We start from the raw sequence: 26,597 nt of genomic DNA on the forward strand, positions 1-26,597 counted from the left end.
CCGCACCTGTCGCTGCACGTGAACGCGGCAGACCTGGCGCAGACGGATAACGATCATGCGCATACCGGTGATGATCCGGATCTGTTCGGCGACAACGACATCGCCCACATGCCTTGGACGGGGCCACTCTCGATCGCCACCGCACGACGCCTCGCCTGCGACTGCCACCTCGCACCCGTCGTCATGGACGACGGAGTGCCGCTCAATCTCGGACGTAGCAGCCGAACAGTCTCCAAGAAGCAGCGCCGGGCGCTAGTGGCCCGCGACCACGGCTGCGCCTTCCCAGGCTGCGGCACACCACCCGCCCACTGCGAAGGCCACCACGTAAAACACTGGGCAGACGGCGGACCCACCGACCTCGACAACCTCGTGCTCATGTGCCGCTACCACCACCGACTGCTCCACCACTCACACTGGCAAGTAGAGATCGGCGACGACCACCACCCATGGTTCACACCGCCAGGCTCACTGGACCCATACAGAAAACCCATCCCCGCCCACAACCGCGCAGGACCACGCGCGGCCTGAAACGCCGCCGCTGTATCCGGCACCCGATGGGTGCCGGCTACAGCGAGGTGCCGGCTACAGCGAGGTGCCGGCTACAGAGCAGTGCGACCGAGGGCTTCCAGCCACAGCCGGATAGTCGATCGGAGTCCGGCGGTGCGCAGGTCCGAATCCTCTTCCAGCACGGAGCGTGGCCCGTACGTCAGGTCGAAGAGCAGACCCTCGAGGAGACTGATCAGGTTGTACGCAGCCGCCAGTGGGTCTCTTGCACCCAACTCCCCCATCAGCCCTGTCGCCTTCTCCACGGAGAACAGGCACGTTGCGAGCGCCGCCCGAAGCTCGTCGTCTGCTGCCGCATCGACGGCGAGCGCATACCGCGCCAGAACATCCCGGCGCCGGTCGGTGAGCAGCAGGTCGAGTTGTCCCGCAATCAGATCCGCGGCACCGTCGATAGTGGGAACCGAGCTATCGGTCCGCGCCTCGAGGAAGGCCTCCCTCGATCTCTGTGCCAACCGCCGGACCGCCGCACCGACAAGCGCGGCCCGCGTACGGAAGTAGTACGACGTCGACCCCTTCGCCAGCCCCAGACGCTTGTCGATCGACTGGTGAGTGACGGCATGATTGCCCCCTTCGGAGGCGAGGTCGAGCGCGGCCTCACAGATCGAATCGCGGCGCGACGGACGGTGACTCATGTCTCCATCCTGCCAGACTCTACGATGATAGAGTTCCGGCCATGAGATGGCCGTGGCGCGTGTCCCATCCGGATCTGTCCGTGCCCGCCGCGGCGTTCGACCGGGCGGCACAAACTCAGGGGTTCACGATCGATCATGCTCAGCAGCAGGCGATCTCGAGACTGCAAAACACCTCCGGTCGGGGTACGTATCTGTGGGGCCCGGTCGGCCGCGGCAAGAGTTGGCTGATGGCAACGTATTTCGCGGCCCTACCCACCGAACACAAACGCCGCGTGCACTTCCACGAGTTCTTTCGAGAACTACACACGGCGATCCGCCGGCACCACAACGATCTGGATGCGGCGCTCGACTCCATCCTCGACGGTGTCCACGTCCTGTGCTTCGACGAGTTCCACCTCCACGACATCGCCGACGCAAAGTTCGTCGAACGCCTGCTCCCCGACCTGTTCGACAGGCACGTCGCCCTCGTGGTCACGTCCAACTATCCCCCGCACCGACTGCTACCGAACCCGCTGTTCCACGAGTCGTTCACGCCGACGATCGAGCTGATCGAACAGTCCCTGGAGATCGTCGAGGTCGACGGCCAGCAGGACTACCGGACCGAGTCGCGCCATGTTTCGGGGTTCGCGTCGGGCCGGTGGATGACGCCCGGCGATGCCGATCAACTGGCCGGGCTGGGGCTCGAACACCCCGGGCCGGACGAACTCCGAACGCTCACGCCGTGTGGGCACCCACTCGTCGCGCTGCGCGCCGAGGCGCACTGCCTGTGGTTCGACTTCCGGGATCTGTGCGAGCACACCACGGCACCGGCGGACTACCTGGCGCTCGCCTCGCGGTACGACCGGTGGACCCTGAGCGGTATTCCCGATCTGGCGCACGCGGGACGCGAACCGACGCAACGGTTCGCGAACCTCGTCGACGTCCTTTACGACAAGGATGTCCCGGCGGTGTTCCTGGCCGAGTGCTCCCTGGATTCGCTGACCACCGCCGAAACGCCGCCCGCCGACATCGACCGCATCCTGAGCAGGCTCAGGCAACTGCAGCCCGTACCGACCGCCTGACCTGCCCCGAAGGCAAAAGGAGGCGCCGCCGACCACGTGGTCGGCGGCGCCTCCTGGCGAAGCAGTCGTCAGTGACCCGAGCGGACTGACTCACCGTCGGCACCCGCGGGCACCTCACGAACGGCATCCCCCTTGCGCGGATTGACGAAGAACAGCACGGCCGCGAAGCCGAGCATCAGCGCGGCGGCCGGCAGCATCGCCGACTGCGCCATGGCGGTCGAGAACGGCTCACGCACGACCTCCGGCAACTGGCCGACATGGAAGCCTTCGCCCCCGACCTCGGCGCCGCCCGAGATGCCGAGGGTCGACAGCTCCGCGGTGATCCGCGACGTCATGAGCGCGCCCATCGCGGCGCTGCCGAGGACGGCACCCACCTGGCGGGTCGTGTTGTAGACGCCCGATCCGGCGCCGACGTGCGCGGGCGGCAGGTTGCGGGTCGCAGTCGCCGCGAGCGGCGCCCAGATGAACGCGTTGGACGCACCGATCAGCGCCATCGGCACCAGGATCTGCCAGATCGGGGTGGTCGGGGTCAGACGCGTCGCCAGCCACGCGGTCGCGAGGGCGAACACGAGAAATCCCGGTCCCGCGATGAGCCGCGGATGCGCCTTGTCGACGAGTCGCCCCACGAACGGAGCGAGGATGCCGGTGACGATCGCCATCGGCGCCATCAGCAGTGCCGAACGCGTCGGGGACAGCCCGGTCACGCTCTGCGCGTAGAACATGAACGGCAGCATGACGCCGGTGATCGAGAAACCCATCGCCGCGATACCGAGGTTGGCGACCGAGAAGTTGCGGTCCTTGAACAACACGAGCGGCACCAGCGGTTCGTTGCGGTTGACCTTCTGCCACCACACGAACGCGATCATGATCACGACGCCGAACCCGATCAGCCCCCACGTGCGGGCGTCCCAGTCGTACGAATTGCCTTCCTGCAGACCGAAGACGATGCAGAACAGGCCGATCGCGCTGAGCGCGACCCCGATCATGTCGAACTTGTGGTTGTTGGTCGGCAACGACGGAACCAGACGCCACGCGAGCACGAAGGCGATGACGCCGACGGGGACGTTGACGAAGAAGATCCACTGCCAGCCGAGGCTGTCGACCAGGACACCGCCGAGGATCGGGCCGACCAGCGTCGCGACACCGGCCACCGAGCCCCACAGGCCCATCGCGGTTCCGCGCTTGTCCGGCGGGAAGATTCGCGTGATGACGGCCATGGTCTGCGGCGTCATCATCGCGGCGCCGAGGCCCTGGAACACGCGGGCGACGATGAGCATCTCGACGCCGCCGGCGAGACCGCACCACAGCGATGCGAGCGTGAACACGACCAGGCCGATGAGGTACATGTTCTTGGGGCCGTACCGGTCACCGAGGCGTCCGGTGACGAGCAGCGGCACCGCGTACGCGAGCAGGTACGCGCTCGTCACCCAGATGACCGCATTGACGTCGGTGTTCAGCTCCGCGGTGATGACCGGATTCGCGACGGCGACGATGGTGCTGTCGACGAGGATCATGAAGAAACCCAGACAGAGGGCCCACAGGGCCGGCCAGGGCCTTATTTCGGTTTTCATGTGTTGCCCTTCATATCTGCAAGTTTCAGGTTTTCGAGGAGTTGCGCGGTGACCCAGGGGATCTCACCGTCGCGGACGCGGTCGACGAAGGTTCGCAGCCAGTCGACTTCGGCCTGCGCCATCGCCCGGGTGTACGAGAACGGGATGGTGAACAGCTCCGGAACTGCGTTCGCCGTCTGGAGCAGGTCGTCCAGTTCGGCGATTTCGGTCGCGAGGGCCTCGATCCGACGTTCCAGCAGTTCGAGGGCGGTACCGGCTTCGAGGTTGTGCAGTTCGGCGAGACCCAGCGGGAACTGCGGGAATTCGCGGGTCGGCACCTCGACGATCTCCACGACACGGTCCCGCACCGCAGCCCGTCCGGACTGAGTGATCTCGTACGTGGTCCGCTCGGGCCGGTTGCCCTGCCGATCTGTGCCCACCACCGCGACGAGTCCGTCACGTCCGAGGCGCTCGACCGTGTGATAGAGCGACCCGGGACGGACCTTGACGATGCGGTCCTTCCTCCGGGTGGACAGCAATTGATACATCTCGTAGGGGTGCATGGGCCGCTCGAACAGCAGCGCGAGCACCGACACCCCCAACGGTGTGACAGAACGCGGCAGCATCCCTCACCCCACTTCCACGTCGTATATTCCACGTGGAATATACGACTGTGGGGACTGGCGATCAATGCCGTTCACCGCCTGTGACGAGCGACACCCCGACTCGGGGTCAGCCGAATACCGCGGGATCCGGTCCGAGGCGCCCGTCAGAAGAGTCGAGGGATCCGATCGCGAACATGTCGTCGACGCCGAGTTCGAAGCCGAATACGTCGAAATTGCTCGCGATCCGCTCGGGCGTCACCGACTTGGGAATCACCACGTTGCCCAACTGGATGTGCCACCGCAGGATCACCTGAGCCGGCGTGCGCCCATGCGCGTCGGCGATCGCGCGGATCGTCGGATTCGCGATCGTGGTCCCCTGGCCGAGCGGGCTCCACGCCTCGGTGACGATGCCCATGTCGGCGTGTACCGCCCGCAGGCGCGCCTGCGCGAACTCGGGATGCAGTTCGATCTGGTTGAGCACCGGCGTCTCCCCGACTGCCTCGACCAGTCGCTCCAGATTCTCGGCCGTGAAGTTCGAGACACCGATCGAGCGGATCCGCCCATCGGCCTTCAACTGCTGGAATGCCTTGAACGTGTCGATGTACCGGTCCTGCGCGGGAGCCGGCCAGTGGATCAGATAGAGGTCGAGGTAGTCGAGGCCCAGGCGGGCGAGGCTGTCGTCGAAGGCTCGCAGCGTCGAGTCGTAGCCCTGGTCGGCGTTCCAGAGCTTGGTGGTGACGAACAGGTCTTCCCGGGCGACGCCCGAATCGGCGAGCGCGCGGCCGGTGCCGGATTCGTTCTCGTAGATGCGGGCAGTGTCGATGCTGCGGTAGCCGACGCGCAGCGCCTCGGCGACCGCGTCGTACGCCTGGTCGTCCGGCACCTGGAACACCCCGAAGCCCAGTTGCGGAATCGCGTTGCCGTCGTTCAGCTCGACGGCCGGTACAGAACTGATGGAAGTCATGTTCGGGGCAACCACCACGACGCCCCGACATGTTCCCCGCCGTCTCAGGAAGTGGACGTCGTTGCGCGGCGAGTCGGGACGGGCCTACGTTCATTCCAGGTGGTCTGATCTCCCGGAAGGGGCGGACGATGAACCTCGGATACCGATTGGCGTACCGACTCGGCTTCACACCGTGGGAGAACGCCGGGCGCTCCATCTTCGCCGAGCAGTTGCGCCACCTCCTCGACGAGGTTGCCGCCCCCGGAGACGCCGCAAAGGCCAAAGCGCTCGATCTCGGCTGCGGGACCGGCGACCATTCGATCGAACTCGCGATCCGCGGATGGTCGGTCACGGCGGTCGACTCCGTCCCGCTCGCCATCGAGCGGGCCCGCGCGAAGCTGCCCGTCGCCGGCGCCGACGTCACGTTCGTGCTGGGCGACGTCACGAACCTGCCCGCATACGTCGATCACGCGTATACCCTCGCGCTCGACGTCGGCTGCTTCCACGGTCTCGCCGACGAGCAGCGCATCGCGTACGGCACCGGGCTGACAGCGGTCACCGAACCGGGTGCCGTGTTCCTGATGTTCTCTTTCTCCCCCGGCCACCGCGGGCCGTTGCCGCGAGGCGCATCGCGGGCCGACGTCGAACGTGCGCTGGACGGGTGGACGATCGTCGGGGACGACGCCATGGACACCAGCGGCGCACCGGGCATTCTCGCGAAAGCCGAGCCGCGCTTCTTTCGCCTCGTGCGCGACTGACGGGCTCGACCCAGTCCGGGCAGAACGAACTCGGCCCACCCACATCGCCGATGTGGGTGGGCCGATCCGTATAGACCTGCGGTCAGGCCTGCGGCGTCCGCTCGGCGGCATCGCGTGCGGCGATGTAACCGAACACGAGACCCTGGCCGATCGTCGCGCCGGCGCCCGGGTAGGTGTGCCCGAACGCGTTGGCGGCGGTGTTACCGATGGCGTACAGGCCGTCGACCACGCTGCCGTCCTCACGCACCACGCGCGCACGCTCGTCGGCCTGGACACCGCCACAGGTGCCGAGGTCGCTCAGCGTCATCTTCACCGCGTAGAGCGGTCCACCGGTCAGGGGCCGCAGGTTCGGGTTCGGCTGCTGGGTGGGATCGCCGTAGTAGCGGTCGTAGGCGCTCTGTCCCCGCTGGAACTCGCTGTCGGTTCCTGTTGCGGCGTCCGCGTTGAACTTCCGGAACGTCTCCGCGAACGCATCCTCCGGCAGTCCGGCCTTGCGGGCCAGCTCGGCCGGATTCGACGCCTGGTGGGCGATGCCGGCCTTGTACCAGGACTCCGGGAGCGGCTGACGTGGGAACAGTCCGGCCGCGAAGATGTAGCTGTTGCGGTACTTCTGGTCGAACACGATCCACTGCGACTCGATCGGGTCACCGGCGCGCTCACGCTCGAGGACCTTCTGCCCGTAGGACATGTAGTCGATGGACTCGTTGATGAACCGGCGACCGGTGTGGTCGACGATGAACGATCCGGGGAGCGAACGCTCGGCCAGCATGACCGTCGGCGGGCGGCCGGGCAGCGCCGCCACGGCGGGGAACCACCACGACTGATCCATCAGGTCGGTGGTCGCGCCGACCTCCTGGGCCAGCCGGATCGCGTCGCCCGTGTTGCCCTCGGCGCCGAGGCTCTCGTGGTCACCGAGCGACTCGGACTGATACTTGTGCCGCATCGCCATGTCGTGGTCGAAGCCGCCGGCCGCGAGCACGACACCGCGGCGCGCGGTCACGGTGACCTCGCGATCGCCCTGGGCGACGACGGCACCGGTGACGCGATCACCCTCGGTGATCAGGCGCACCAGCGTGGTCTCGGTCCAGACGGGGATCCCGGCGCGCACGACGCCGGCGAACAGACCCGCGGCGAGTGCCTGGCCGCCGGCCATGTACTCGCGGCGCAGCGCGAGACCGCCGACGCCCTGGGCGAGACGCTTGACAATCCGCGGGATGCCCTTGTGGGGCACGCGCGCCATCAGGTTCATCCACTTGTAGTCGGCGCCCGTGGTGGGCATCGGCATCGGCGCTTCCATCAGACCCGGGCGCAGACGCGGGCGCTCCGCTCCGAGGACCGAGGCGTCGAACGGGCGGCACTCACAGGTGCGCCCGATCGCCGAACCACCCGGCAACTCGGGGTGGTAGTCCGAGTAGCCCTCGGCCCAGAAGAACTTCATCGGCGTCGTGCGCTGCAGCAACTCGACCGTGGCGGCCGAGTTCTCGACGAAGGCGGTGCCGCGCTCGGCGGGTGCGGTGCCACCGACGACGGCACTGACGTAGGTCTGCGCCCGCTCGCGGGAGTCTCCGGCGCCCGCATCACGCAGGATCGGGTTGTCGGGCAGCCAGAAGGCGCCACCCGAACGGGCCGTCGACCCGCCCACGTACTTGGTCTTCTCCACGATGAGCGTGGACAGTCCCAACTCCTTCGCCGCCAGGGCGGCTGCCATGCCGGTACCGGCACCGATCACGAGCAGGTCGACGGTGGTGTCTTTCGCGGTAGGTGTGGTCGCTGCAGAACTGACGGCCATGAGTGCTCCTTCGCCTAGTTGTGGGAGCACGCTAAGGACGTTCGGTGCGCACCGAAAGCGCCGGTCCCATTCGCTGGGAGGCGACCCCCTCCGAGCGGCGCGAGGACCTTCCCACGCAGCGGGAGAGCAACTGGCATGTGATCTATCCCACTTTCAGAATGTCTGAGCGACCGCCGTCCGACCGAAGGAGTCCCACCGTGCGATTCACCTACGCCGAGGCCATGACCGACCCCGCCTTCTACGTGCCGCTGGCGCAGGCGGCCGAACGCGTCGGCTTCGACTCCATGACCGTCGCGGACAGCATCTGCTACCCCGAGGATTCGGATTCGGTCTACCCGTACACGCCGGACGGCAACCGCGAGTTCCTCGAGAACAAGCCGTTCGTGGAGGCGATGATCCTCGCGATGGCGCTGGGGGCGGCGACGACCACGCTGCGGTTCACGACCTTCGTGCTCAAACTGCCCATCCGTCCGCCGGTGCTCGTCGCCAAGCAGGCCGCATCGGTGGCATACATGACGAACAACCGACTGCGACTGGGTGTCGGGGTGAGCCCGTGGCCCGAGGACTTCCAGGTGATGGGGGTGCCGTGGGAGCGACGCGGCAAGCGAACCGACGAGGCGATCGACATCGTGCGCGGGCTCACGAACGGCGGCTACTTCGAGTACCACGGCGAGATCTATGACGTGCCGTCGATCAAGCTGAATCCGGTATCGACCCAGCCGATCCCGATCCTCATCGGCGGTCACAGCGACGCAGCACTGCGCCGGGCCGTCGTGCGCGGAGACGGCTGGACGCACGCCGGCGGTGACCCCGAGGAACTCGATCGGATGCTGGAGAAACTGCAGAAGATCCGTGCGGCGGAGGGCAAGACCGATGCACCGTTCGAGATTCACGTCGCTTCCGCGGATGCGTTCACCGTCGACGGAATCAAGCGACTCGAAGACAAGGGCATCACCGATGTAATCGTGGGGTTCCGCAATTCCTACGAGGTCGCGCCCGACGCCGAACCGCTGGAGCAGAAGATCGCGAACCTCGAGAACTACGCGGAATCGGTGATCGACCGGGTGGCCTGACGCGGCGCGCGATACCAGTCCCGACCAGTGGAATCGGGGGCGGTTTGCGACCCACGTCACACCATACTCGGGGATACCTGACTGAGCGGACGACCGATCAGGCAGTTCATTCCCGAACGTCGGGATCGAAAAGCGAAGGGACCGATACATGATCGACGCAGCCAAGTACGGGCCGTGGGCCGTCATCGCGGGCGGCTCCGAGGGAGTCGGCGAGGAATTCGCCGTTCAGCTCGCCGAGGCCGGCCTGAACCTGGTCCTGCTGGCCCGCAAGCTGGAACCGCTCGAGGTGGCCGCCGAGAAGGCGCGCGCCAAGGGCGTCGAGGTCCGGACACTGTCCGTCGACCTCACGGCGGCGGACATGCTCGACAAGATCCGCAGCGTCACCGACGGGCTCGAGGTGGGACTGCTCGTCTACAACGCCGGCGCCAACACCTACGGCCACGAGTTCGTCACCGGCGACCTGGATCGCTTCCAGCAGGTGATCGACCTCAATATCACCGGTCAGCTCAAGCTGATCCAGCACTTCGGTGCCCCCATGAAGGATCGTCGTCGCGGCGGCCTGCTGTTGGTGGGCTCGATGGCAGGCTTCCTCGGCTCGGCTCAGATCAGCATCTACGCGGGCGTGAAGTCGTTCTGCCGCACCTTCGCCGAGGGTCTCTGGCTGGAAATGCGCGAGTACGACGTCGACGTCCTCGAGATGGTCCTCGGCGTCACCCGCACCCCGGCGATGGCCCGCGCCGGACTCAACATGGACATCCCGGGACTGAACGTCTCGGAGCCCGCCGACGTTGCGGCGCAGGCACTCGCCAACCTGGGCAACGGCCCGGTCGTGGTCGCGAAGGGCAACGAGCGCGCCGTCGAGAAGCGCAGCGGCGGCAACCGTGTCGAGCTGCTGCTGGCCGCGCAGGCCGCCTCGAAGGCGATGCTTCCGCCGGAATCCAAGTAACACAGCATTGTTCGTGGCCACCCGCATCGCGGGTGGCCACGACTCTACGTGCCTGTCGCGTGCAGTCCGTTTCGAACGACGAGGGGATCGAACAATGATCGACATTGCCAAATACGGACCGTGGGCCGTCGTCGCGGGTGGGTCCGAAGGTGTCGGCGCGGAACTCGCAGTCCAGCTCGCCGAGGCCGGCCTGAACCTGGTCCTGCTGGCCCGCAAACCGGAGCCGCTCGAGGCGACCGCGGAGCGGGCCCGTGCGAACGGTGTCGAGGTGCGCACACTGTCCGTCGACCTCACCGAGGCCGACGTGCTCGACAAGATCCGCACCGTCACCGACGATCTCGAGGTGGGACTGCTGGTCTACAACGCGGGCGCCAACACCTACGGCCACGAGTTCGTCACCGGCGACCTGGACCGGTTCCAGAAGGTCATCGATCTCAACATCACCACGCAGCTGAAGCTGATCCAGCACTTCGGCGCGCCGATGAAGGTGCGTCGTCGTGGTGGTCTGATGCTCATGGGTTCGATGCAGGGCATGTCGGGGTCGGTGCGGATCAGCATCTACGCGGGCGTGAAGTCGTTCTGCCGCACGTTCGCCGAGGGCCTCTGGCTCGAGATGCGCGAGTACGACGTCGACGTCCTCGAGATGGTCCTCGGCGTCACCCGGACGCCGGCCATGGACCGGGCTGGACTCAACATGGACATCGACGGTCTACACGTCTCCGAACCGGCCGACGTGGCCGCTCAGGCCGTGGCGAATATCGGGAACGGCCCGGTGTTCATCACGAAGGGCAACGAGGAGAAGGCCGAACGCCGCAGCGGCCGCGACCGCATCCAGATTCTGCTGGACGCGCACAACGAGGCGCTGTTGATGCTCCCGCCGGAATCGCGGTAGCCCAATGCCCATCGGGGTCGACCGCGACAATGCGATCGACCCCGATGTGCGGTTCGGGGACCGTCAGAGCCCGACGAGCTTGTCCGACAACGCCCACAGCGCGGCCGCAGTATCCGGGTGCACGGCGTGGCGGGAGGCCCTGCCGACGGCGCAGTCCGAGAGATAGGCCCCGCCGTCCGTGCCGAGTTCGGGTGCTGTCGCCGCCCACACCGACGTTGCTGCCGCCTGCGGGATCGTCTTGAGGTTGGACAGCAGACCTGGCTTGCCGGCACTCATCCGCTTCATCTCCGCGAAATCGTCTCGGGACATGTGCCGGGAGAGCCCGGTGGCGCACACCCCCGGATGCACGGAAAAGGCATGAATCCCGCTGTCCGCGTTGCGCCGCTGCACTTCGACGGTCATGAGCACGTTGGCCGCCTTGGACTGTGCGTACGACACGAACTTGTCGTACGGGCGGTCCTGGAAGTTCGGATCGACGAGATCGACGGCGTGCGCCCGGTGCGCGTCCGACGAGACGGTCACCACGCGCGACGCCGTGCCTGATCGGTCTGCCGCGAGCCTCAGGTTCGACAGCAGCAGGTTGGTCAGCAGGAAGTGGCCCAGATGGTTCGTGCCGAACTGCAACTCGAACCCGTCCGACGTGCGCTCGAACGGCGTGTACATCACCCCGGCGTTGTTGATCAACAGATCAATCGGTTGTGCGCCGAGATTGTCGACGGCCGCACGAACACTGGACAGGTCGGCCAAGTCCATTGCCAGGGTATTCAGTTCGGCACCGGGCACAACCTCACGGATACCCGCGGCCACGACGGCCGCGGCATCGCCGTCGCGCGCGGTGAGGATCACCGCCGCGCCAGACGCCGCCAGTGCGCGGGCAGTTTCCCCACCCAGCCCGCTCGTCACCCCGGTCACCAGCGCCGTCCGACCGGTGAGGTCGATGCCGTCGCGAACGTCGTCGGTGGTGCTGTCGGGGCCGAAACCTGTCATTCCCACGGTAGTTCCTTCCAGTTCGTCGATACCCGCGTCGTCCACTCCGGATCGCGGCGTTCGAGGAACGCCCGCACACCCTCGGCGGCATCGGGGCCGCCCATGACGCGATGATGAAGCTCGGTCTCGTAGTCGGCGACCTGTTGCGGCGTGAATCCGTAACGGGCCGTGTCCCACAACAAGCGTTTACTCAGCGCCGCCGACATCGGCGCGACGTTGATCGCGATGTCGCGCGCCAGGTCCAGCGCGGCCGGCAGCACTTCGTCGGCGGGCAACGACCGGCTCGCGATACCCAAGCTGACGGCCTCGCGGCCGTCGAAGGTGCGTCCGGTGAGCAGGACCTCCGCCGCCACCGCCATGCCCGCGGTTCGCGCAACCGTCCAGTGCGACATCGCGTCCGGCACCACGCCCCGACGCACCTGCGGGATCGCGTACTTGGCGTCGTCCGCGACGATGCGGATGTCGGCCTGCATCGCCAGTGTGAGCCCGATGCCGATGGCGTGCCCGTTCACGGCCGCGATCACCGGCTTCCGGATCTCGAACGCGGCTGGATTCACGGGGGACGCGGTGAACGCGCCGTCCGCCGGGGACGCGAACGTCTCGCCGCCCGAGGACAGGTCGGCTCCCGCACAGAATGCAGGCGGGGTGCCGGTGACCACGACGGCTCGAACATCGTCGTCGGCGTCGAGGTCGCCGTACAGATCACCGAGTCGACGACCCATGTCGGCGGTGAAGGCATTGCGCGCCTCCGGCCGGTGGAGCGTGAGAACCGCTACGCCCCCGTCGATCTCGACGAGTACATCGCTCACGACGTCAGCTTCTTCACGGCGGCGACCAGATCAGCGATGTGTTCGTCGCGGATCGGGTAGCCCGGGAAGTAGCAGCACACGCGGTCGCTGTAGGCACCGAATCGCTCGACGATCTCGGCGGCACACTCCTCGGGTGTGCCGTGCACCGCGAGGGTACCGAGCATCTTGTCGTCGATCAGATCTGCCATGCCGGCGAATTCCCCGATCTTGGACAGCGCGTTGAGTTCAGGCTGAAGCTCACCCCATCCCTCGACGTCGAGCACGGGCCGGTAGGCGGGCGTGGACCCGTAGAACGCGAGCAGGCTCCGCACGCCGCGGGATGCCGCGGAGAGTTCGTCCGGGGTGCGCCCCGTCCCGACGATCACCTGCGGATAGATCGCGAGATCCGCGGCAGCACGACCGGCCCGATCGAGTCCTTCCTCGATCGCCGGCACCGTGCGTTCCCGGTAGTGACGGACGCTGTTGAACGGCATCACCAGCAGGCCGTCAGCCACCTCGGCGGCCGTTCGCGTCATCACCGGTCCGAGCGCGCCCAGGCAGATGGGCGGCGGGCCGTACGGATTGGGCCCGGGGTCGAACGTCGGGGTCATCAGGGTGTGAGTGGTGAACTCGCCCTCGAATCGCAGACGCGAATTGCCCTCCCACGCAGCAAAGATCGCCTTGATCGCCAGCACTGTCTCGCGCATCCGTGCGGCGGGCCGCGACCACTGCGTGCCGTAGCGCTTCTCGATGTGCGGACGGATCTGCGAGCCCAGGCCCAGACGAAAGCGGCCGCGGCTGAGTGTCTGCAGGTCGTATGCCGTGTGCGCGAGATGCATGGGACTGCGGGGCAACGCGATCGCGACGTTCGTCATCAGATCTGCGTCGACCACCGCCGCCGCGGACACCAGGGGTAGGAACACATCGTGCGGGCCCTCGAACGTGAAGAGCCCGTCGACACCGAGATCGACGAGTTCCCGCGCGCGCCGCGCGGCGTTCTCCGGGCGACCGTCTAGCTGGACGTCCATCTGCACTGTCAAACCCCTTCCACTGCAGCTGACACCTCGGCGCCGTTGCACGCCAGGACGTACAGCGCGCCGGCCAACGATTCGACGAACTCGTCGGCGCCTGAGCTTCCCTGGATCACGCCCCGCAGTGATGTCGTCCCCGACAGGATGTCGAAGATCATCGACGGGTCGACCGCCCGCGGAATCTCACCGTTGCGCGCGGCCAGTTCGAGACGCGCCGAGAAGGCGTCGCGTACCGGATCCTGCAACGCCGACAATCGTTCTCGGTCCTCCTCGCTGACGGCGTCGGCGAGGAGTCCGGGAATACCGGCACGCGCAGCGGGGCTGGCAGCGCGTACGAGGAAGATGCGCGTCCACGTCACGAGATCGGCCTGCAGGTCGTCCGTCGGCCCCGGGAAGGCGTGCCCTCCGGTGCCGTGGACAGCCTCCTCGAGCAGGGCCTCACGCGTGGGCCACCGCCGATAGATCGCCGGCGCGCTGACCTCCGCCCGGCGTGCGATCGCGGTGATCGTCGTCTGCTGGTAGCCGACCTCGCCGAGCAGCCGGCGCGCCGCGACCAGAACCGCACGATCCTTGGCCGGGTCACGAGGACGTCCGACCTTGCCCACGTTCTCGTTCATTACGTTTCACCGTAATACGTTACGTTTGCGAACGAGAGCGGATTCGCGAGATTCCTCGTTCATCGAGGCCATGCGGCCGCTTCGAACGCGCCGACGCCGACCTGGGACAATGGGCCTCGTGACTGCAACACTGCGTATCTCCGGCCTCTCCGCGTCCCGTGGTGAGCGCACGCTCTTCTCAGACCTCGACCTGACGGTCGGGCCGGGCGACGTGATCGGCCTGGTCGGCGCCAACGGGGCCGGCAAGTCGACGCTGCTCACGACGATCGCCGGGGTCGGGAGCGCTGATGTCGAGGGCACGGTCACGCTCAGCCCGCCGGACGCGACCGTCGGCTATCTCGCGCAGGAACCCGACCGGATCGCGGGCGAGACGATCCTCGAGTTCCTCGGCCGCAGGACCGGCGTGGCCGCCGCGGAGGCCGAGATGAACGCCGCGGCCGAGTCGCTCGCGAACGGCGGCGAGGACCTCTACTCCCCCGCGCTGGACCGGTGGCTCGCGCTCGGCGGCGCGGACCTCGCCGAACGAGCCGAGAAGGTCCTTGCCGACCTGGGTCTCGACGTGGCCGGCGATGCCCACATGACGGCGCTGTCCGGTGGACAGGCTGCGCGTGCGGGGCTGGCGTCGCTGCTGCTCTCCCGCTACGACGTCCTGCTGCTCGACGAGCCGACCAACGACCTCGACCTGCCCGGCCTCGAGCAGTTGGAGCAGTTCGTGGCCGAGACCCGGACCGCGCTGGTGGTGGTGAGTCACGATCGAGAGTTTTTGGCGCGCACCGTGACCGGGATCGTCGAACTCGATCTCGCGCAGCAGCAGATCGCGGTGTACGACGGCGGGTACGACTCGTACCTCGCCGAGCGTGAGGTGGCCCGACGGCACGCACGCGAGGCGTACGACGAGTACGCGGGCAACCTGTCGGCCCTCGAAGATCGTGCCCAGATGCAGCGCAACTGGCTCGAGCACGGCGTCCGCAACGCCCGACGCAAGGCCAAGGGCGGCGACTCCGACAAGATGGGCCGCAAGGCGCGTGCCGAGTCCACGGAGAAGCAGGCCTCCAAGGCACGTCAGACGCAGCGCCGGATCGAACGCCTCGAGGTGGTCGACGAACCCCGCAAGGAGTGGGAGCTGCGGATGGAGATCGCCGCGGCCCCGCGCAGCGGCGCCGTGGTCTCCACGATGAACGGTGCCGTGATCCGCCGGAACGGGTTCACGTTCGGACCTGTGACCGCGCAGATCGAGTGGGGCGACCGGATTCTCGTGACCGGGCCGAACGGCTCCGGAAAGTCCACGCTGCTCGAGGTGCTACTCGGCAAGCTCACGCCCGACGAGGGCTCCGCGACGCTGGGTTCGGGTGTCGCGGTAGGCGAAATCGACCAGGCGCGTGATCTTTTCGAGGGTGACGAGCCCCTCTCGGATGCGTTCGGCGCGCAGGTCCCGGACTGGCCCGACGCCGAGGTCCGCACGCTGCTGGCAAAGTTCGGACTCAAGGGTCACCACGTGCTGCGGTCGGCGGCGACGCTGTCACCGGGCGAACGCACCCGCGCGGCGCTGGCCCTGCTGCAGGCCCGCGGAGTCAATCTGCTGGTGCTCGACGAGCCCACCAATCACCTCGACCTCCCGGCGATCGAACAGCTCGAGGAGGCGATGGAGTCGTTCACCGGCACGCTGCTGCTGGTCACCCACGACCGTCGGATGCTCGACACCATGCGTCACACGCGGCGGTGGCGAATGGAGGACGGACGGCTCAACGAGGACTGAGCCGCCGCCCTCCCCCGTCAGCCGAGAAGACTCCGGCCGAGGTACTCGCCCTTCCGGCAGCCCGGGAGGATCGCGAACACCGCCGACCCGATCGGCGTCGACCACTGGTTGAACATGTCGGCCTCCGCCAGTCGCTGCTGCACCGGCACGTACTGGGCGTCGACGTCCGCCTGGTAGGCGACGAAGATCAGCCCCGAGTCGGACACCCCGATGCCGTCGGGCGCCTCGTCGTAGTTGTATGCGCGGCGGTGGAATCGTTCGCGCGGCGCCATCGGCCGCGCCCGCGCGACGTGCGAGAACTCGGGGATGATCTTCAGCCCGCCCGGGCCGGCGGCCTCGAAGTCCGGTGCGTCGTGCTCGGATTCGCCGGTGAGCGGGGCACCGTCCGACATCCGTCGGCCCATCACCTCGTCCCGCCCGGGACGGTCGAGTTCGTCCCAGCCGTCGAGGTCGAGGTGGATGCGCCGGATCACCACCGAGGTGCCGCCGGCCAGCCAGGGCTGCTCTACGCCGTCGTTCCACACCACCTGAGCGAAGTCGTCACTGCCGCCCTTCGGGTTGACGGTGCCGTCGACCTGCCCCATCAGGTTCCGCATCGTCGTGCCCTCGGGTTCACTGCCCCGCGCCCGGCGGAAGCCGCGCTGGACCCACCGGACCGTCGCGGTCACGCGCGCGGCCTTGAGCAGCACCCGCAACGCGTGCGCGACGGTGACCGGGTCGTCCGAACCGACCTGGAGCAGGACGTCGCCGTCGTTCCAGCGAGCCTCGAGTCTGTCGATCTCGAACGGCGGCAACGGTGTGCACCACGACGGGCGCTTGTCGTCCAGGCCTGCAGCCCGGAACGCGCCCGGGCCGAAACCGACGGTGACGGTGAGCCGCGCCGGCGCGGTCGCGAGGTCGGGTTCGGTGTCGGCGAGAGCGCCGCGCCCCTCGGTGAGCCGGACGGCGTCGTCGGTCCACACCCGCATCAGCCGCACCAGTGCCGCCCGGTCGGTTCCCGGTCGCAGATCGAGTCCGACGAACGTGGTGTGCGCCGGCGGCGGAGTCTCGACTCCGGCCTGGTGTTCCCCGTGGAACGGGACCGTTTCCGCGACGACGTCCGCCGTCGCGGGACGCGCGACCGCCACGCCCGTCCCGAGCCCGAGGCCGACACCGCCGATCGCGGCGGCGCCGACCCCGAACAGTTGCCGGCGGCTGAGGTCAGCCACTGTGTGCCTCGCCGTTGCCGTAGTCCTCGCGGGCACCCGTGAAGTCACGGACCTGTGACGTGAACTGTGCGGTCACGCCGTCGGAGAACGTGAACGTGAACGGGACATCCGTGCCGGCCTGGACGGGTGCGGGCAGGTCGAACAGCATGATGTGGTCGCCGCCCGGTTCCAGTTCGTACGAACCGTGCGCGGGGACGGTGACTCCGCCGTCCTTCTCCCGCATCTTCATCGCGCCGGTGCCGTCGGCTGCCATCTCGTGCAGTTCGACGCGAGGAGAGACACCGGTGGTGACGGATGTGAGGGTGACGTCGGCGCCCGACGCGTTGACGATCGTCCCGAACATCGCGGTCATGCCGGAATCTGCGGCCTTGATCCAGGAGTCCTCGAACGCGATCGCGGACGCGTCCGTACCGGACGCCGATTCCTCGGAATTGCTGCAGCCGGTGAGGACCAGCGCGGTGGCCGCCGTCATGCCGATCGCGACAGTGCGGGCGCGGGTGAATGCCTTCATGTACGTGTGCCTTTCGTGTGCGGGCGCGTGCCGGCCCCGAGCGCAATGGGGCGCAATCGGGGCGCAATCGGGGCGCAGTCCCGCAGGGTGTGGGAGAACGCGCGTCGCCGGCGCGCGAATGACGGCCGTGACGCGGTGAAGTGAAGTGGGCTCAGCAGAAAGCGGGCGGGCCGCGGCGCGCGATGGGTCCGACCTGCACGGACGAGTGCACGGGCCGGATGTCGGCGACGACGTGCGGCAGCGCCGGTTCCAGTCGGACCGGCAGGGTCGCGACGATCCGCGGCAGGATGCGACGCATCGCCGCGCAGGCGCGAGGACCGATGCTTTCGGCGCCCGCGATCAGGACGGCGCACACGACGACCGCGACCGAGTGCGCCACCAGCATCGGCAGGGTGAGGTGTGAACCCGCGTGCATGCCGCTGTGGGCGTCACCGAGGGACAGTGCGGCATGCGAGAGCACCTGCCCGGTCGCGAGCACGGGCACGAGCCAGCGGCGCCGGGTCGCGAGCGCAGGCACCGCGATCACGGCGGCCGCGATCACCGCAGCCAGGCCGCCGAGCAGCAACAGCGTCATCCCCTGCGGCACGCCGCCACCGGCGAGGCCGTGGGCGCCGATCGCGAGGGCGACGACGGACGCGGCGACGGCGAGGCCACGCACCTGCCGTGCGAGCTCCTCACCTGGGCCGTTCCGCATGACCAGAGGGTACTACAGGCGGTCGTACAGACCCATCGGGGAACCGCTCGCGCGTTCCCTCGATTTGACACATCGTTGGGTTTTCCTAACGATGTGTTGCATGAGTCCGGTGCGGCGTGGGACGAGTCTCCCCATCTTCAATCGCCTCGCCGTGCTGCGCGCCGAACGGAAGATGTCCCGCGCGCAACTCGCCGAACTGATCGAGGTCAACCCTCAGACGGTCGGCGCGCTCGAGCGAGGCGACCACTATCCCAGCCTCGACCTGGCGTTGCGGATCTGCGCGGTGTTCGAGCTTCCCGTGGAGGCCGTTTTCTCCCGGACCGAGTTCGGACCGATCAGCGCCGAGTTGTACCGAGCCGACCGATTACGAGGAGTCGACGACGATGGCTGACACCGGCCTACTCGAGCGGTACCAGGATTTCCGCACCCGGCGGTTCCTGAAGAACGAGGAGCAGTTCAAGCACTGGCTACCCGGGTGGCGGACGCGGGCACGACGACGCATCCTGGTCGTCACCCTGGCCGTGATTCTCGGATGCATGGTCGCCGTCGGCGCGGTCTGCCTGACGAACATGCGCGTCGGACCGCTGCTGTGGCTGCCGGCTTGCCTCGCCTTCATGGTGACCTGGACAGCCCTGCAGATCGTCTCGGGCCGCCAGGGCGACGCCCCCCGCCGCGCTCTCGACGAGTGGGAGGTCCAGCAGCGCGACAGCGCACGCTCGATCGGGCTCACCGTCACCCAGGTCCTGACCTTCGTCCCGGCGATGTTCCTGATCATCAGCGCTTCGCTGGACCTCGACATCGACCGATCCAACCTCGTCTACTCAGGCGGACTCTTCGTTCTCACCACGCTGATCATCGGCGCGTGCTCGCCCGCGATGATCCTGGCGTGGACCCGCCCCGACCCTGACACCGACGACCACGAGGAGACCACATGACCGGCCACACCCTCACCTTCGACGGAATCGCCAAACGGTACGGCGACGTCGTCGCGCTCGAAGAACTGAGCTTCGACGTCCGCCCCGGCGAGATCTTCGGATTCGTCGGCAGCAACGGCGCCGGCAAGACGACGGCGATGCGCATCGCACTCGGCGTCCTGGCCGCGGACCGCGGCGAGGTCCGACTCGGCGGCAAGCCGGTGGACCTCGAGGTCCGCCGCTCCATCGGTTACATGCCCGAGGAACGAGGCCTCTACCCCAAGATGAAGGTGGGCCGACAGCTCACGTACTTCGCGGAACTGCACGGACTTTCGCGCAGCGAGGCGAGCGAATCGGCCCGTCGGTGGACCGAGCGACTCGGCATCTCCGAACGCGTGAACGACAGCGTCGATGCCCTGAGTCTGGGCAATCAGCAGCGGGTCCAGCTCGCAGCCGCCCTGGTCCACGATCCGGCCGTCCTCATTCTCGACGAGCCCTTCTCCGGCCTCGATCCCGTGGCCGTCGACGTCATGAGCGACGTCCTGGTGGAAAAGGCGAACACCGGCGTCCCCGTGATCTTCTCGAGTCACCAGCTGGATCTGGTGCAGCGCCTGTGCGACCGGGTCGGGATCATCGCGAAGGGGCGGATGAACTCGATCGGCACGGTCGACGAACTCCGCGGCGGTGGAGACGTCCTGCTCGACGTCCACGCGCCCGCGGCGCCGGACGGGTGGGCCGACAACCTGCTCGGGGTGTCGACCGTCAGCCACGCCGACGGCCGCACCGTGCTGTCCCTGGGTGCGGGCGCCGACGACCAGGCCGTCCTGAACGCCGCCCTGAAGACCGGACCCGTGCACAAGTTCGCAGTCCGCAAGCCGTCCCTGACCGAACTGTTCCGAGAGGTGGTGTCCGCATGAGCGACCGCAGCGGACTGAGCCCTGCCCGCGCGATCGCCCTGGTGGCCCGGCGCGAATTCCTGACCCAGGTCCAGAAGAAGAGCTTCGTGGTCAGCAACGTGATCGTCCTGATCGCGATCATCGGCGGCATCGTCGCCGCATCGATCTTCTCCGGGTCCGACGACGACTCCCGCTCCAAGGTGGGCCTGGTCGGCGACCAGTCGCTGAGCGCGGCACTGACCTCGACCGGCGATGCGGCCGGTAACCCGGTCGAGGTGATCGAGGTGGGCGACGAGAAGGCCGCGCGCAGCCAGGTCGAGAACGGCGACCTCGACGTCGCCGTCGTGCCGGGCACCGGGGGCAGCGTCACCGCGATCACCGAGTCGGAGATCGACGCACCGCTGCGCGTCGTGCTCGACGGCGCCGTCGCCGTGCAGGCCCAGACCGCGGCACTGGCCGCGCAGGGCGTCGACGCCGCACAACTGGCGGAGAGCACCAAGTCCGCCGTCGTCACCGTCGATGCGATCGATCCGCCGGATCCCGAACGCGGACAGCGTATTGCGCTCTCCACCGCCGTCGTGATCCTCCTGTACATGCAGATCCTCGCCTTCGGCATGTACGTCGCGATGGGCGTCGTCGAGGAAAAGTCGTCGCGCGTGGTCGAGCTGCTGCTGTCGACGCTGCGACCGCTGCAGCTGTTGTGGGGCAAAGTGATCGGCATCGGTGCGGTCGGTCTCGCGCAGTTGACGGTGTACGGCGTAGTGGGCGTCGGTGCCGGCGTCGCGACCGGCGTCCTCACCCTGGGCGGCACCGCGTGGGGCACGCTCGTCGGCACCCTGGGCTGGTTCGTCCTCGGCTTCGCCTTCTTCGCGGTGCTCTACGCGGCGACCGGTTCGATGGTGTCGCGCCAGGAGGACGTCAACTCCACCGCGATGCCGCTCACCATCCTGATCATGGCGATGTTCTTCGCCGCCTTCAGCGCCGTACAGAACCCCGAGGGCACGCTGTCGAACGTGCTCAGTTGGATCCCGCCGTTCTCCGCGATCCTGATGCCGCTGCGCATCGCCGCGGGTGTCGCGAGCGGGGCGCAGATCGCGGCCACCGTCGTGCTGATGCTGGTGGTCACCATCGCGATGTCCGCCGTCGCCGCCCGCATCTACCAGCGCTCGATCCTGCGGATGGGCAAGACGGTCTCGTGGCGTGAGGCGCTCGCACGGTAACTAGGCTGGAACCGTGACAGCGGCCGCCGACGGTCTTCTTGTCGGCGGCCGCTGATTCGTACGAAGTGGAGGAAAGCCCGTGCCCACGAAGAAGCTCTCGGCTCGAGAACTGATCGGCCAGGTGTTCGACGCCGACAGCTACGTCTCGTGGGACACCGCGCCGCTCGACGTGTCCCCCGACCCGAAGTACCGGGCCGAACTCGACGCCGCCGCCGCGAAGTCGGGGGTCGACGAGTCCGTGATCACCGGGACCGCGCTGCTGGGTGGGCGCCGCGTCGCGGTCATCGCGTGCGAGTTCTCCTTCCTCGCCGGCTCGATCGGTGTGGCCGCGGCCGAGCGCATCACCACCGCGATCGAACGCGCCACCGCCGAGGGCCTGCCGCTGCTGGCGTCCCCGACGTCCGGCGGTACCCGCATGCAGGAGGGCACGCTCGCGTTCGTGCAGATGGTGAAGATCGCGGCCGCCATCGCGGCACACAAGGCCGCGCACCTGCCCTACCTGGTGTACCTGCGCAACCCCACGACCGGTGGCGTGTTCGCGTCGTGGGGGTCCCTCGGCCATGTCACGATCGCCGAACCCGGCGCGCTCGTCGGATTCCTCGGCCCCCGCGTCTACGAGGCCCTTTACGGCGAGAGGTTCCCCGAGGGCGTGCAGACGTCCGAGAACCTTTACCGAAACGGCGTGATCGACGGGGTCGCCGGGGCGAAGCAACTGCGCGAATTGGTCGACCGCGCGCTCCACGTGCTGGTCGATCCCGCGGACGCGGACATGGCCGTGGCAGATCACGTTGCAGAACACAATCTTCCGGATGTTCCGGATATCCCGACGTGGCAGTCCGTGATGATCTCGCGCCGCGGCGACCGCCCCGGGATCCGGGAACTGGTCCGCCACGCGACGTCCACGCGGGTTTCCCTCAGCGGAACCGGCCAGGGAGAAGTGGATTCGACGGTGCTGCTTTCGCTGGCCAGGTTCCGGGGTCAGCCGTGCGTGCTGTTCGGGCAGGATCGCGCCGGCCAGTCGGCACTGAACACGATGGGTCCGGCCGCACTGCGCGAGGCCCGACGCGGCATGCGAATGGCCGCCGAGCTGCGGCTGCCACTGGTGCTGGTGATCGACACCCTCGGAGCGGCGTTGTCCAAGGAGGCCGAGGAGCGCGGGCTGGCACCCGAGATCGCACGCTGCATCTCCGACCTCGTCACGCTGCGCAGCCCCACGGTCTCGGTGCTGCTCGGCCAGGGCACCGGTGGCGGGGCGCTCGCCCTGCTCCCCGCCGACCGGGTCCTCGCGGCCCAGAACGGCTGGCTCGCGCCGCTTCCGCCCGAGGGCGCCAGCGCCATCGTCCACCGCGACACCAGCCACGCTCCCGAGATGGCGGCCGCTCAGGGCATTCGGTCCCGAGATCTGCTGCGCGGCGGCGTCGTCGACGCCGTCATCCCCGAGATGCCCGACGCAGCGCTCGAGCCCGTCGAGTTCTCTCAGCGCGTCGGCGCGGCCATCGCCGCGGAACTCGTCTCGTTGCGCGCTCTTTCGAGCGAGGACCGAATCTCCGCCCGACTCGACCGGTTCCGCACGCTGGGGTTGCCCGAGAGCTGACCTCGCGGGGCGCCGCGGAGGACACTGGAGGTGAACACCTGCTCCGGTCCGTGCACACGGCGACGAGGAGACCGCTAGCCCCGCATCGCGGACCATTCCGTCAGCTGGTCCAACGCGGTTCGTGCGAGGGCTGCCGCCTCGTCCCTATTGACGCGGGAGAGCAGCAGCGCACTGATCGACAGCGACGTCAGGAGACGGGTGCGATGGACGATCTGGTCGGCCGCGGTCTCGGGGTCGAGTGCGCGCAGGGCATGGGCCAGCGCCGCGGCCAACTCCGAACGGTAGGCGTCGACCACGGCCCGTTGGGCGTCGTCGTGCGCAGCGAAGCCGGCGGCGCTGTTGAGAAGCAGGCAACCACGGCCCGGGTAGTCGTCCGGAAGCGACGCGATCGCGTCGGCGACACTGCGGTAGTAGCGCGCGGCGGCGTCGGGGGCGGTGGGCTCGTCTGTGAGGATCCGCAGTCGCGGGCGCACGACACGGTTCAAATAGTCCTGCACTGCGGCATCGAAGAGTCCACGCTTGCTGCCGAAGGCGTTGTAGAGGCTCGACCGGTTCAGGCCCGTGGCCCGCTCGAGGTGCGGGACGGATGTCGCCTCGAAACCCCTGTCCCAGAAAACATCCCGGGCATGACCCACCACGACGTCCGTATCGAACTCCTGCGTCCGAGGCATGACGACCCTCACTTCCCGTTGTGCAACGACCATTGCAGTATATATTGAAACGATCAGTTCAAAACAAGGAGGAGTGACCATGGTCGTCGCGGGACTGATCTTCGCCGCACTCGCCGGCGTGCTGCACGTCTACATCTTCTTCCTCGAGTCGCTGCGCTGGACCGCCCCGCGCACCCGTGCAACGTTCGGCACCAGCACCGAGGAAGCGGCCGCGACCAAGGAACTCGCCTTCAACCAGGGCTTCTACAACCTGTTTCTGGCACTCGTCACGGCCGCCGGCATCGTCGGCGTCCTGATCGGCGCGACCGCGGTCGGATCGGCGCTCGTGTTCGCCGGAACCGGATCCATGCTCCTCGCGGCGCTCGTGCTGTTGCTGTCGTCGCCGGACAAGGCCCGGGCGGCGATCACCCAGGGAACGCTCCCCCTCCTCGCCGTCATCCTCCTCTCACTCGGACTGATCCTCTGAACCCCGCACACACCCGAAGGGACACACCCATGTCGACCAGCACCCAGATCCAGCTCATCGCCCGCCCGGTGGGATGGCCCACGCCCGACAACTTCCGGACCGCCGTGGTCGAACTTCCCGACCTCGCCCCCAACCAAGTCCGGGTGGCCAACGAGTTCCTCTCCGTCGATCCGTATATGCGCGGCCGCATGAACGACGTGAAGTCGTACGTTCCGCCGTTCGCCCTGGGCGAGAACATGACCGGCGGCGCGGTAGGACGGATCGTCGAGTCGACCTCGCCCTCCCATCCCGTCGGATCCGTCGTCGTGCACGATCTCGGCTGGCGTGACGTCGCACAGGGCGATGCCGCGAGCTTCCGTGTCGTAGAGGAGATTCCGGGAGTCCCGGTGTCCGCATACCTCGGCATCCTCGGGCTCACCGGCTTGACCGCGTACGTCGGACTGATGCACATCGCCCACCTGAAGCCCGGCGAGTCGGTGTTCATCTCGGGTGCCGCCGGCGCCGTGGGAACCGCTGCCGGTCAGATCGCCCGGCTCGAGGGCGCCGCTCGGATCATCGGGTCCGCGGGATCGGCCGAGAAGGTGGAACTGCTCACCGAGCGCTACGGCTACAGCGCGGCATTCGACTACAAGCGCGAACCCGTGCGGAAGCAGTTGCGGGAGATCGCCGGAGACGGCATCGACGTGTACTTCGACAACGTCGGTGGTGACCATCTCGAGGCTGCTCTCGACGTGATGCGGGACGGCGGCCGAGCGGCGCTGTGCGGAGCCATCGCGGCGTACAACGCGACCGAGCGCACCCCCGGGCCCGACAACATGGCCAACATCATCACCCGCGGACTGACGCTGCAAGGCTTCACGCTCGGCAACTACACCCACTTCTTCCCCGAATTCGCCGCCAAGATGGGCCCCTGGCTGGCGTCCGGCGACGTGGTGTTCGACGAGACCGTCGTCGACGGCATCGAGAACTCCGTCGACGCCTTCCTGCAGCTCATGCGCGGCGGCAACGTCGGAAAGATGCTCGTCAGGATCTGAATCGCCCGTCTCGACCGAATGTCACATGCGTTCAGTTCGACTGTACGCATGTGACATTCGGCCCGGATGCGGTTTTCCCGCACCGATGTGGCAGTTGCCTGTAACCTGCCTGTCACGCCACCGGCGTCTACCGCTGGATTCCGAATTCCACTTCGTGGTGAGGGTTTTCGGACTCCGGCGGCGGTGGCGACCCTTTGCAGCGACCTTTCTGTCTTCGCGATGTCGGGGTTGTCCGGCCTGTGACCGATCGTCACGTCCGGGCGAATCGTTCTGTCTTCGAACATGGCTCGCCCACTCGGACAAAGGACCTCTGATGAAACCGCATGCACACACCACCAGCCACAGATTCGCCATCCGCTCAGGGGCGGTGGTCCTCACGGCACTCGCCGCAACACTGGTCACGGCACCTCCGTCGGGCGCCGACGTCGTGATCCGCACGATCGGCGCCGGCGACGGCCCCTTCGGGGTCGCGTTCACGCCGGACGGGTCTCGCGCCTTCGTGACCGGCAATCTGAGCAACAACGTCATCTCGATCGCCACCACGTCCGGTGTACAGGGCGGAATCGATGTCGGACAGGGTCCGGCAGGACTGGCTGTCACGCCCGACGGTGCCCGCGCCTATGTCGCGCAACTGCTCGACGGCAATGTCGCGGTGATCGACACCGCGACGGACACATCGACCACGAGCATCGACGTGGGCGACGGGCCGATCTCGGTGGCGGTCTCCCCCGACGGCGCCCGCGTGTACGTCGCCAACCGCAGCAGCGACGACATCTCCGTCATCGAAACTGCCACCAACACCGTGACGAGCACGTTCGCAGTGGGCGACGGTCCCTTCGGCATCGCCTTCACCCCCGACGGAACCCACGCCTACATCGCGAATCAGTTCGACGGGGCGGTCGACGTCGTCGACACCTCGAACAACTCCGTCGTGACATCGATACCCGCCGGAGTGGGCCTGGCAGGAATCGCGATCGCCCCGGACGGCAAGCGCGCCTACGTGGCCGACAACGAGGCCGGCACCGTCGTCGTGATCGACACGACCAGCAACACCGTCGCCCGTACGGTCCCGGTCGGCGAGGGCCCCACCGCGGTAGCCGTCACGCCGGACGGAAGTCGCGTCTACGTGCCTCTCAGCGGTGAAGCGAAGTTGGTGTCGCTCGAGACGGCCGACGACACCGCCGGCCCGAGCGTCGCGGTCGGACTGTTTCCCGTGGGAGTTGCGATCTCCCCTGACGGCAGCCAGGCCTACGTCACGGGCAACAACAGCGGCACCGTGTCGATCGTGCAGATCGAGTACCCCACGCCCGCAGGTTCCCTCGGCTCGCTCTTCGGCAGCTGACCCCTCGTCCTGAGCGCCCGTTCCTTCCCTGGACACGCGGGTTCCTACCCGGACA

General features: G+C 67.8%; 28 protein-coding genes. 15 read left to right on the forward strand and 13 right to left on the reverse strand.

What is annotated here, in order from left to right; all coding sequences use genetic code 11:
* Positions 1–528 (forward strand): HNH endonuclease signature motif containing protein (locus tag C8K36_RS09970; RefSeq protein WP_146176486.1); only part of this gene is annotated, 528 nt, incomplete at its 5' end.
* Between the two features lie 71 nt (positions 529–599).
* Here the strand turns inward: C8K36_RS09970 and C8K36_RS09975 are convergent.
* Positions 600–1,196 (reverse strand): TetR/AcrR family transcriptional regulator, encoded by a 597-nt coding sequence (locus tag C8K36_RS09975; protein WP_107984350.1) that lies wholly within the window; start codon positions 1,194–1,196, stop codon positions 600–602.
* 41 nt (positions 1,197–1,237) lie between these two features.
* Here C8K36_RS09975 and zapE point away from each other — a divergent pair, with 41 nt between their 5' ends.
* Positions 1,238–2,257 carry a cell division protein ZapE gene (gene zapE / locus C8K36_RS09980; protein ID WP_107984351.1) on the forward strand — a complete coding sequence of 340 codons (1,020 nt, stop codon included), beginning with the start codon at positions 1,238–1,240 and terminating at the stop codon, positions 2,255–2,257.
* A 68-nt stretch (positions 2,258–2,325) separates the two neighbouring features.
* Here zapE and C8K36_RS09985 read toward each other — a convergent pair whose 3' ends face one another.
* The 3 genes from C8K36_RS09985 to C8K36_RS09995 form a co-directional block, all read right to left on the reverse strand.
* Complete coding sequence (locus C8K36_RS09985) at positions 2,326–3,828, reverse strand: DHA2 family efflux MFS transporter permease subunit (RefSeq protein ID WP_107984352.1); 1,503 nt, start codon at positions 3,826–3,828, stop codon at positions 2,326–2,328.
* Entirely contained in the window at positions 3,825–4,433 is a 609-nt protein-coding gene (locus tag C8K36_RS09990; RefSeq protein ID WP_107984353.1) for a PadR family transcriptional regulator, read from the reverse strand. The genes C8K36_RS09985 and C8K36_RS09990 overlap by 4 nt, the downstream gene beginning before the upstream one ends.
* Positions 4,434–4,539: 106 nt before the next feature.
* The gene (locus C8K36_RS09995) at positions 4,540–5,376 is read right to left on the reverse strand and encodes an aldo/keto reductase (protein WP_107984354.1); all 837 of its coding nucleotides are present in this window, start codon (positions 5,374–5,376) and stop codon (positions 4,540–4,542) included.
* Positions 5,377–5,504: 128 nt separating this feature from the next.
* Between C8K36_RS09995 and C8K36_RS10000 the strand changes: the two genes are divergently transcribed.
* Entirely contained in the window at positions 5,505–6,113 is a 609-nt protein-coding gene (locus C8K36_RS10000; RefSeq protein ID WP_107984355.1) for a class I SAM-dependent methyltransferase, read from the forward strand.
* Positions 6,114–6,195: 82 nt separating this feature from the next.
* Here the strand turns inward: C8K36_RS10000 and C8K36_RS10005 are convergent, their stop codons facing one another.
* Positions 6,196–7,902 carry a 3-ketosteroid-delta-1-dehydrogenase gene (locus tag C8K36_RS10005; protein ID WP_107984356.1) on the reverse strand — a complete coding sequence of 569 codons (1,707 nt, stop codon included), beginning with the start codon at positions 7,900–7,902 and terminating at the stop codon, positions 6,196–6,198.
* A 197-nt stretch (positions 7,903–8,099) separates the two neighbouring features.
* On the opposite strand from C8K36_RS10005, the gene C8K36_RS10010 reads away from it, so the two are divergent.
* From C8K36_RS10010 to C8K36_RS10020, 3 genes are all read left to right on the forward strand, one after another.
* Positions 8,100–8,975, forward strand: coding sequence for a TIGR03619 family F420-dependent LLM class oxidoreductase (locus tag C8K36_RS10010; protein ID WP_107984357.1), 876 nt, complete (start codon positions 8,100–8,102; stop codon positions 8,973–8,975).
* A gap of 148 nt (positions 8,976–9,123) precedes the next feature.
* Positions 9,124–9,921 carry an SDR family NAD(P)-dependent oxidoreductase gene (locus C8K36_RS10015; protein ID WP_107984358.1) on the forward strand — a complete coding sequence of 266 codons (798 nt, stop codon included), beginning with the start codon at positions 9,124–9,126 and terminating at the stop codon, positions 9,919–9,921.
* Between the two features lie 94 nt (positions 9,922–10,015).
* Positions 10,016–10,813: an SDR family NAD(P)-dependent oxidoreductase gene (locus tag C8K36_RS10020; protein ID WP_107984359.1), complete on the forward strand. Its 798-nt coding sequence runs from the start codon at positions 10,016–10,018 to the stop codon at positions 10,811–10,813.
* A gap of 63 nt (positions 10,814–10,876) precedes the next feature.
* Here C8K36_RS10020 and C8K36_RS10025 read toward each other — a convergent pair whose 3' ends face one another.
* From C8K36_RS10025 to C8K36_RS10040, 4 genes are read right to left on the reverse strand one after another with little or no spacing between them, the layout of a single operon-like run.
* A complete protein-coding gene (locus C8K36_RS10025; RefSeq protein ID WP_107984360.1) occupies positions 10,877–11,800 on the reverse strand; it encodes an SDR family NAD(P)-dependent oxidoreductase in 924 nt (307 codons plus the stop codon).
* Positions 11,797–12,609, reverse strand: a complete 813-nt coding sequence (locus C8K36_RS10030) for an enoyl-CoA hydratase/isomerase family protein (protein WP_107984361.1) — start codon at positions 12,607–12,609, stop codon at positions 11,797–11,799. The genes C8K36_RS10025 and C8K36_RS10030 overlap by 4 nt, the downstream gene beginning before the upstream one ends.
* The gene (locus C8K36_RS10035) at positions 12,606–13,622 is read right to left on the reverse strand and encodes a TIGR03617 family F420-dependent LLM class oxidoreductase (protein WP_107984362.1); all 1,017 of its coding nucleotides are present in this window, start codon (positions 13,620–13,622) and stop codon (positions 12,606–12,608) included. The genes C8K36_RS10030 and C8K36_RS10035 overlap by 4 nt, the downstream gene beginning before the upstream one ends.
* Before the next feature lie 2 nt (positions 13,623–13,624).
* Positions 13,625–14,236 carry a TetR/AcrR family transcriptional regulator gene (locus C8K36_RS10040; protein ID WP_107984363.1) on the reverse strand — a complete coding sequence of 204 codons (612 nt, stop codon included), beginning with the start codon at positions 14,234–14,236 and terminating at the stop codon, positions 13,625–13,627.
* Between the two features lie 118 nt (positions 14,237–14,354).
* Here C8K36_RS10040 and C8K36_RS10045 point away from each other — a divergent pair, with 118 nt between their 5' ends.
* A complete protein-coding gene (locus C8K36_RS10045) occupies positions 14,355–15,992 on the forward strand; it encodes an ABC-F family ATP-binding cassette domain-containing protein (RefSeq protein ID WP_107984768.1) in 1,638 nt (545 codons plus the stop codon).
* A 17-nt stretch (positions 15,993–16,009) separates the two neighbouring features.
* On the opposite strand, the gene C8K36_RS10050 is transcribed toward C8K36_RS10045, so the two are convergent.
* The 3 genes from C8K36_RS10050 to C8K36_RS10060 form a co-directional block, all read right to left on the reverse strand.
* Positions 16,010–17,200: a Dyp-type peroxidase gene (locus C8K36_RS10050; protein ID WP_107984364.1), complete on the reverse strand. Its 1,191-nt coding sequence runs from the start codon at positions 17,198–17,200 to the stop codon at positions 16,010–16,012.
* Positions 17,193–17,711, reverse strand: a complete 519-nt coding sequence (locus C8K36_RS10055; RefSeq protein WP_107984365.1) for a copper chaperone PCu(A)C — start codon at positions 17,709–17,711, stop codon at positions 17,193–17,195. The genes C8K36_RS10050 and C8K36_RS10055 overlap by 8 nt, the downstream gene beginning before the upstream one ends.
* A 151-nt stretch (positions 17,712–17,862) precedes the next feature.
* Entirely contained in the window at positions 17,863–18,405 is a 543-nt protein-coding gene (locus C8K36_RS10060) for a hypothetical protein (protein ID WP_107984366.1), read from the reverse strand.
* A 100-nt stretch (positions 18,406–18,505) separates the two neighbouring features.
* On the opposite strand from C8K36_RS10060, the gene C8K36_RS10065 reads away from it, so the two are divergent.
* The 5 genes from C8K36_RS10065 to C8K36_RS10085 all read left to right on the forward strand — a co-directional run bounded on the left by C8K36_RS10065 (position 18,506) and on the right by C8K36_RS10085 (position 23,029).
* On the forward strand, positions 18,506–18,796 hold the full coding sequence (locus C8K36_RS10065) for a helix-turn-helix transcriptional regulator (RefSeq protein WP_107984367.1): 291 nt from the start codon (positions 18,506–18,508) through the stop codon (positions 18,794–18,796).
* On the forward strand, positions 18,789–19,340 hold the full coding sequence (locus C8K36_RS10070; protein ID WP_107984368.1) for a hypothetical protein: 552 nt from the start codon (positions 18,789–18,791) through the stop codon (positions 19,338–19,340). Before C8K36_RS10065 ends, C8K36_RS10070 begins: the two co-directional genes overlap by 8 nt.
* Complete coding sequence (locus C8K36_RS10075; protein WP_107984369.1) at positions 19,337–20,236, forward strand: ABC transporter ATP-binding protein; 900 nt, start codon at positions 19,337–19,339, stop codon at positions 20,234–20,236. Before C8K36_RS10070 ends, C8K36_RS10075 begins: the two co-directional genes overlap by 4 nt.
* Entirely contained in the window at positions 20,233–21,435 is a 1,203-nt protein-coding gene (locus C8K36_RS10080; RefSeq protein ID WP_107984370.1) for an ABC transporter permease, read from the forward strand. Before C8K36_RS10075 ends, C8K36_RS10080 begins: the two co-directional genes overlap by 4 nt.
* A gap of 79 nt (positions 21,436–21,514) precedes the next feature.
* Entirely contained in the window at positions 21,515–23,029 is a 1,515-nt protein-coding gene (locus C8K36_RS10085) for an acetyl-coenzyme A carboxylase carboxyl transferase subunits beta/alpha (protein ID WP_107984371.1), read from the forward strand.
* Positions 23,030–23,103: 74 nt separating this feature from the next.
* On the opposite strand, the gene C8K36_RS10090 is transcribed toward C8K36_RS10085, so the two are convergent.
* Positions 23,104–23,700 carry a TetR/AcrR family transcriptional regulator gene (locus C8K36_RS10090; RefSeq protein WP_107984769.1) on the reverse strand — a complete coding sequence of 199 codons (597 nt, stop codon included), beginning with the start codon at positions 23,698–23,700 and terminating at the stop codon, positions 23,104–23,106.
* Positions 23,701–23,779: 79 nt separating this feature from the next.
* Here C8K36_RS10090 and C8K36_RS10095 point away from each other — a divergent pair, with 79 nt between their 5' ends.
* From C8K36_RS10095 to C8K36_RS10105, 3 genes are all read left to right on the forward strand, one after another.
* Positions 23,780–24,166, forward strand: a complete 387-nt coding sequence (locus C8K36_RS10095; RefSeq protein WP_107984770.1) for a DUF1304 domain-containing protein — start codon at positions 23,780–23,782, stop codon at positions 24,164–24,166.
* Positions 24,167–24,195: 29 nt separating this feature from the next.
* Positions 24,196–25,200, forward strand: a complete 1,005-nt coding sequence (locus C8K36_RS10100; protein ID WP_107984372.1) for an NADP-dependent oxidoreductase — start codon at positions 24,196–24,198, stop codon at positions 25,198–25,200.
* A gap of 313 nt (positions 25,201–25,513) precedes the next feature.
* Positions 25,514–26,542, forward strand: coding sequence for a YncE family protein (locus tag C8K36_RS10105; protein WP_107984373.1), 1,029 nt, complete (start codon positions 25,514–25,516; stop codon positions 26,540–26,542).
* The last annotated feature ends 55 nt before the right edge of the window (positions 26,543–26,597 follow it).

Origin of the sequence: Rhodococcus sp. OK519 (assembly GCF_003051005.1) — a bacterium.
In the GTDB taxonomy this organism is placed as follows: Bacteria; Actinomycetota; Actinomycetes; order Mycobacteriales; family Mycobacteriaceae; genus Prescottella.